We start from the raw sequence: 6,364 nt of genomic DNA on the forward strand, positions 1-6,364 counted from the left end.
ATGTATGGTTTCAGGATTGGAGTTTTCCTGTTGGAAAATATGCTATAATATTCCTTAATAGGGAGCTTTTGCTCTTTTTTTTTAAAATAGTGAGGGGCGAAGAGTCAGCTCTTCCAACTTCCTCAAAGGAGAAAATTGCATGAAAAAGAAACACCTATTTGGGACAGCTCTGTTACTCGGGTCACTGATGACACCAGCTGTTCTGCAAACAGCTGCAGTGGTTCAAGCAGATGAGTTCTATCAATATCAATCGACAGCTCAGGCGGCAGATATCACCAACTGGATTGCCAGCAGTCCAGAGCAAATCAAGCAAAATATGCAGAACCAGAATATTCGAGTTGACCAATCTGGAACTGTAGTGGATTCTGGGCAAGATGGTCAAATTTACGTGATTCAGTGGGGTGACACCCTTTGGGGAATCTCACAGGCGACAGGAATTTCCATTGCCAAACTGGCTTATGACAACAACATTCAAAATGTGGACTTGATTTATGCAGGTGACACCCTGATTCTTAAACGGGATGGGCAAGTACCGGTGGACTACAAATACAATGGTCACGGTCAACACTGTGCCATGACCAAGGTTGTGATTAATAACTATATCCATAATGGAGATAATATTACAGTTGTAGATAATTCTAGACATAGTTATACAACAACTCTTGAGAACAATGTGTTTGATGTTGATCAATATAAATTGGATATCAGTTACGCACCAGAAATTAAGGTAGAAGATGCTCCGTCTTGGAAGCAACCTGCTGTGCAAGAAGAAGAGGTTAAAAAAGGAGTTAATGATGAACCCTCCATGACTGAGTTATTCTCAGAGGAGGCTTCTGGTTCAGGATCTTCTAGTTCGCCTTCAGGAGATGGTATAGTTGGTACAGATCCAACAGAGAGCAGTTCTACTGAACCTTCTACCTCAAGTACGTCATCATCCAGCAGTAGTTCAAGCTCAAGTTCAAGTAGTACTTCCAGCAACGCTAATACTACTCCATCATCTACCCAAGCTTCTAGCTCTGAAGAAGTCCTAGAACTGGACGACTATCTAGATACTATTCAAGCAGAGATCCGAATGCTGCACTCTAAAGATACGAGTGTGTCACAGAATCTTACCTTGAATTTCTTAGATAACAAAGATGAATTTAATAGCAATGCGGACTTGATTGCTGATTTGGACATGAAGGAACTTTACAAACCAAGAGCAGAAGCCTTGCTAACAGACGTCAGCAAGTATACAGAAAGTTCAGCTAAGAAGGTGGCAGAAGAAATTTACGCTAAACTGAAGGCCAGAGCTTCTGAGTTGGCAAATGTTAAATACTTGCAGATTACCTTGACCAAAGAAGGCGGTCGTGATGCCTTTAATGTCAAAGTCTATAAGGAAGTGGAAGAATCCAGTTCAAGCTCAAGCAGCAGCTCAAGTACGATGACACGTACTTCTTCCTCTTCTGATGACTATGAAGATTTTGATAGCAGTTCTTCTGAGTCTACCTTTAGCCGGACTGAAACGAGCACTAGCTCAAGCTCAGATTCATATGAGGAGTAAAATCAAACATGAAAAACATGAAAGAATTACTCAATAATAAATATGTTCGCATGGGATTGGCTGCCCTAGTTATAGTCGGACTAGGAATTGGAGGATTTTTCTATTGGGCTGGTCACCGTTTGGATAAGGTTGTCCAAGGAAAAACTTACCAGTATTCTAGTGTCCTTGATGGTACTCAAAATGACAAAATGATGTATGTGACTTTCCAGAATGGGGGAAATCAGGTTGTTGTGACCCAAAGTCGTGAAGTTGCCCTTAAAGCAGCTAGTTCTCCTGAGGAATTTAAGAAATCCTATGAAGAGCAAAGTGCAGAATGGCGTTATGCTGTGACACCAACTACGCTTACCTTAGGAAAAAAAGAAAATGATGAGCTTTCCCAATGGCAATACAACTCTGTCTTTGCCTTTGGAGACCAGTTCACATCCGATAGCTTCACCTATCAAATTGCCAAAGGTGGCCAAGGGGAAGTGAGACAGAAGATGGTCTTTAAAGAAGTCCAGTAATCGCATAGAGCCACCCGAGAGGGTGGTTTTTGCATATAGGAGGATTGTAGGATGACGAATGTTTTATGTTTGAGCCCTTTGGGCTGGAGCCATCATGTTTGGGATTTGATTGTAGATCTTCCTAGTGTTAAAGATCATTGGACAAGTATAGAGTTTTTGGAGACTAGTTTTCCAAGGATTTCTAAGAATGAGCTATACCGTCAGTTAGCAGAAAAATTAGAGATGTTACAATCTCCTAAGATTGTTGTGGCTTCTTCTTTTGGTGTTCCAGTATTGCTCGATTATTTAAAGCAGCATCCGACTCCATTAGAAGCTCTCATTTTAATCGATGGGTTTGAAGATATTCCAGATTATCAACAACTTGTTGCTCTTTTGGAAAATCAAGAGGAGATTTTTCCGACTAAAGAAGCTTATCTGCAGCAAATGCTTGGTGTGGATTCCCAAGTGGGGAAGGCAGTGGTCCAGATTATTGGACAGAATTTACAGGAAGACGGTGAGAGCTTCCGTGTGAAGTTAGGGAATCAAGCTTGTATTGATTATTTGACTCTTTATTCTGGTTTTAAGAGCCAGCAGTATTTGGCACAAGTAGTGGAGCAAGCAAAACATGTTCGCTTATTTTCAAGTATTCCTTTATCGCTACCCTATAATTCCATTGCACCTCAGGATCATTTGCTTATGTTAACGAAACCAGATGACCTAAAGCAGGTATTGATGGAACTATTTGATAGGGTTAGGGATTAGCTGGCGATTGCTGAAAATGCGTTATTATCACAGTGAATGATGGTCAGTAGAAATCGTCTATAAGGTTTGAATGGGTGACTGGGAAGGAGTTTTTAGTATGGTGTTGGAGAGTCGGAAGCGTCAATCGATTATTTATTTTTTGAGCCTGCTGCTATCAGGTCTACTCTATTCTTTTATGACAGGGAAACTGCTCCAATTTGAGGGAATGAATAGTTTTCTAATTTTGCTGTTAGCTTCCTTCGTTGATCTTTTGTTAATCGTTCTATTGCGACGAACACAGTTGATTCAGCAACTTCCAGTTTTTATCTATCCATTGGGGGCTTTGCTAGGGATTATCATCTCGGTCTTTTTAGGACAGTTGACAGGGACAGTTGGTTTTTATTTGGTACTTTATACCTACTTATCAATTTTGATCAGCAGTTTGTTGATGGTCTATCAAGAAAAAATTCTTGAGTCTGAGCAGAGTTTGACGTCTGGTTTTTTCACGGTTCAGTTGTTACGAAATGGCTCAAAAATGTTAGGATTTTTCTTAGGGATTCTGTTATCTCAGTTTGGTACGGAGTCGCTTTTTCGGTATCTATTGATGGGAGGATTTTTTGTAACAGTCTGGCTAACCCTACTCCAGAAGGATCGGGTTGAAGTAGTTGCACCACAGGCTGGTGAGAGAATTCGTGGCTGGTTAGCCTATCCACTTTCAGGTATTTTTGGAACTGCGATTGTACTTTGGATTCCCTTATTAACGAAGGCTTTCATAGCAGATGGTTTTGAAATGATGTCATGGCTCCCGTTTGTATTATCGGGGATTTTGTCAATTACCGTTATTCAGCTACAAAAGCGGTATAGACAATTATACCAATCTCTTTTTCCAGAATACATGGTTCTGACTTTGTTTGGCTTCTTCTTTTTCTTACGGTATATGCAGGCTTGGCCTTTACTTCAAGTGGGAATCTTTAGTTTATTGACGGCTTTGTTACTATCTGTAGGAATCAAAGTTCGGACCTATTTTTTGAAGCAAAATTCCGAGATTGATGTCAAATATGTACTTCAGACTCTGACCGTCAATTCTTCTCTATTCACCATCGCTTTTTCTCTTCTTGGTTCGGAAGGGCTTGTAGTCGAAGGGCTTCTATTTTTAGCTTGTGTATTGGGTCTTGTATTCATGATTTGGAAACGAGCTTGGTTTGTCTAGGGGGAGATATGAACGATGGGAGTGTAAAAGGATTTCTTTGTAAATCTCGGTTTCAAGTTGTCATCCCAAGCGGTTTGGCATTATATTATTTGAATCCGGAGTCTCTTTTATGCTCTTAGCGTAGCTATTTTCCAAAAATTTCGAGGCTGAATTCACGTTCTAGCCTCTTTTCATTTCGTAGAGTTTTGTTAAAATAGGGCTTATAAAAAAATAGGAAGCGAGAGCTGATATGATTCGAGTAGAGGGAGTGAAAAAAGCTTTGGTCAGAAAGTGGTTCTAGAGGATCTTCAGCTAGAATTAGCGGGAGGAGAAATTCTAGGATTGTTGGGGCCATCTGGTTCTGGCAAGTCGACAACCATAGGCTTGTTGACGGGACAGATAGAGCCAGATGCGGGCTCGGTGGAGATTTTTGGTAAGAATGTGAAGAATCTAGGGGAGGAAGATTTTGCCCATCTGGGATTGATGAATGATACTCTTGGATTCTATGAAACGTTGACAGTTTATCAGAATCTCACTTTTTTTGCCCGCTTTTTTCAGATTCCGATGCAGGAAGTAGATACCTTACTGAAACAATTGGAGTTATGGGATGATCGTGAAGTAAAGGCCGCTCAATTGTCGACTGGAATGAAGCAACGGATGCTCTTGATTCGGGCAGTACTTCACCAACCAAAACTGTTATTTTTGGATGAACCTACCTCTGGCTTAGATCCTAGTTTGGCCAAAAGAGTTCAGGATTTATTGTTAGCCTTAAAGGAAAAAGGAACGGCTATTTTTTTGGTAACTCACAATATGCAGGAGGCTATGCGGCTATGTAATCGCTTGATCTTACTTCATAAAGGGACTGTTGTAGAGTCCGGAACTCTGGAAGAAATTTGGGAACGTCAGGTACCCAGTGAGGATTTGGTGACCATTCGGTATCGGAATGGTGAGACAAAGATGATTCCACGTTCTGAGGTTACAAACCATTTTAATGATCAGGTGGTAGGGATAGACACAGCAACGGTGGATTTGGAAACGATTTTTATGCAACTAACAGGAGAGTTCTTATATGAATCATAGATTAAAGAGTTTGCTTTGGTTACGCTGGCAAATTTTACAAAGCAATAAATTTCTACTATTTGTTTTTCTGCTATCGCCTTACCTAGATACCTATTTGCTTAGAATTTTCGTTGAAATGATGGGTGACACAGGGACAGATACTTACATTCAAATGTTTATTTCCAGCCTTATATTAGGGGGACTTACTTATGGTAATGTAACGATTGTTGTCAGTACTGTCGTGGCGGAAGAGAAGCAAAAGCGGAATCTTCGAACGCTATCGCTTGCGGGAGTAACAGTAGGTGAATATCTATTGTCGGTCATCCTGATTCCTTTTGGGGCAGCTATGATTTTAGGTTTTTTGACCCCGTTCGTTTTTGGTGTCCCCCTTACCAATTGGTTGCTCTATTTTGGCTTGTTGTTGCTAACTCTTTTAGCATATTTGTTGGTCGGTTTGGTCGTCGGATTGGTTCTAAAAACGGTCTTGCAAGTGATGTCTGTTTCTATAATTGTGTTCATACTTTCTTGCTTCTTACCCTTGGCTGCTGGCTTTTCGTCAATGCCAATCCTCCAAGGATTAATGAATGTTAGTTTGATTGGGGCTAGTCATACCTTTCTACTGACAGGTAGTGTGAAGTGGATTCCCTTTTTGGCTTTGTGCTTTTGGCTTACTCTCTTTTTGGTGTTAGCAGTTTGGGCTTATCAGAGGAATCTTAGAGAGGAGCGGTAGAAGGAGGAGGAATTATGAAGTATCCAGATTTTAGGCGTCTGTTTATGGGGCGATTATTTTTGAATCTAGGGGATAGTTTGGTTTACATGATTTGTATGTGGTATTTATACCAGATAACCCAGGATTCATTGTATACGGGAATTGCTAGTTTTCTATTTGCCCTACCAGCTTTATTAGCCCAAATTATTCATACCTCAGAAGAATCTGTGTAAATGCCTAAAAAATCATCAGAAACAACCAATAACCAATTGGAATTTCTGATGATTTTTATTATTCACCAAATTGTTCTAGGGATAAAAATGTATTCAGTACCTTATAACCCTAAAAAAGGCAGACTCCGCCCTTGGTGTAACTATAGATTTTTAAAAATGCATACTATTTAACATCTTAATTTCCTAACAAAGGGGGACTTCCATCTCTTGCTTCATAAAGAATGGGGAGCGAGAAATTTAAGCTAGAAATTCGTTCAAAAAGAGTTCGAAACTCCTCCTTAAGAGAATAGAGGTTAGACAGTTTTAGAACTTGTCTTCTAGCACTTTTTACAGACTTTCCAACTATATTCACAAACAGTTTCCGAAAACGTTTCATCGTCAGATTCTTCACAACTCCACCAGCTATAT

At 40.1% G+C, this 6,364-nt stretch carries 7 protein-coding genes and 1 pseudogene; 7 read left to right on the forward strand and 1 reads right to left on the reverse strand.

The window, feature by feature from the left end; translation table 11 throughout:
• Positions 1-139 precede the first annotated feature (139 nt).
• From E4T71_RS03645 to E4T71_RS03675, 7 genes are all read left to right on the forward strand, one after another.
• The gene (locus tag E4T71_RS03645; RefSeq protein ID WP_135036961.1) at positions 140-1,543 is read left to right on the forward strand and encodes a LysM domain-containing protein; all 1,404 of its coding nucleotides are present in this window, start codon (positions 140-142) and stop codon (positions 1,541-1,543) included.
• A gap of 8 nt (positions 1,544-1,551) precedes the next feature.
• Positions 1,552-2,046 (forward strand): hypothetical protein, encoded by a 495-nt coding sequence (locus E4T71_RS03650; protein ID WP_228062344.1) that lies wholly within the window; start codon positions 1,552-1,554, stop codon positions 2,044-2,046.
• Between the two features lie 51 nt (positions 2,047-2,097).
• On the forward strand, positions 2,098-2,787 hold the full coding sequence (locus tag E4T71_RS03655) for an alpha/beta fold hydrolase (protein WP_135036964.1): 690 nt from the start codon (positions 2,098-2,100) through the stop codon (positions 2,785-2,787).
• 70 nt (positions 2,788-2,857) lie between these two features.
• A complete protein-coding gene (locus tag E4T71_RS03660; protein ID WP_135036967.1) occupies positions 2,858-3,976 on the forward strand; it encodes a hypothetical protein in 1,119 nt (372 codons plus the stop codon).
• 270 nt (positions 3,977-4,246) lie between these two features.
• Positions 4,247-5,035 (forward strand): ABC transporter ATP-binding protein, encoded by a 789-nt coding sequence (locus tag E4T71_RS03665; RefSeq protein WP_135036970.1) that lies wholly within the window; start codon positions 4,247-4,249, stop codon positions 5,033-5,035.
• Entirely contained in the window at positions 5,025-5,744 is a 720-nt protein-coding gene (locus E4T71_RS03670; RefSeq protein WP_135036973.1) for a hypothetical protein, read from the forward strand. The genes E4T71_RS03665 and E4T71_RS03670 overlap by 11 nt, the downstream gene beginning before the upstream one ends.
• 14 nt (positions 5,745-5,758) lie before the next feature.
• Positions 5,759-5,956: a hypothetical protein gene (locus E4T71_RS03675; RefSeq protein ID WP_135036976.1), complete on the forward strand. Its 198-nt coding sequence runs from the start codon at positions 5,759-5,761 to the stop codon at positions 5,954-5,956.
• Between the two features lie 175 nt (positions 5,957-6,131).
• Here the strand turns inward: E4T71_RS03675 and E4T71_RS03680 are convergent.
• Positions 6,132-6,364 (reverse strand): annotated as a pseudogene (locus E4T71_RS03680) (hypothetical protein); the annotation flags it as partial.

The sequence above is a fragment of the Streptococcus sp. WM07 genome, from assembly GCF_004570525.1.
GTDB lineage: Bacteria > Bacillota > Bacilli > Lactobacillales > Streptococcaceae > Streptococcus.

What these genes read in the sequence shown, in the direction of transcription:
- E4T71_RS03645 (WP_135036961.1), top strand. Translation starts at nt 140, where the DNA reads ATGAAAAAGAAACACCTATTTGGGACAGCTCTGTTACTCGGGTCACTG.
- E4T71_RS03670 (WP_135036973.1), top strand. Translation starts at nt 5,025, where the DNA reads ATGAATCATAGATTAAAGAGTTTGCTTTGGTTACGCTGGCAAATTTTA.
- E4T71_RS03675 (WP_135036976.1), top strand. Translation starts at nt 5,759, where the DNA reads ATGAAGTATCCAGATTTTAGGCGTCTGTTTATGGGGCGATTATTTTTG.
- E4T71_RS03660 (WP_135036967.1), top strand. Translation starts at nt 2,858, where the DNA reads ATGGGTGACTGGGAAGGAGTTTTTAGTATGGTGTTGGAGAGTCGGAAG.
- E4T71_RS03650 (WP_228062344.1), top strand. Translation starts at nt 1,552, where the DNA reads ATGAAAAACATGAAAGAATTACTCAATAATAAATATGTTCGCATGGGA.
- E4T71_RS03655 (WP_135036964.1), top strand. Translation starts at nt 2,098, where the DNA reads ATGACGAATGTTTTATGTTTGAGCCCTTTGGGCTGGAGCCATCATGTT.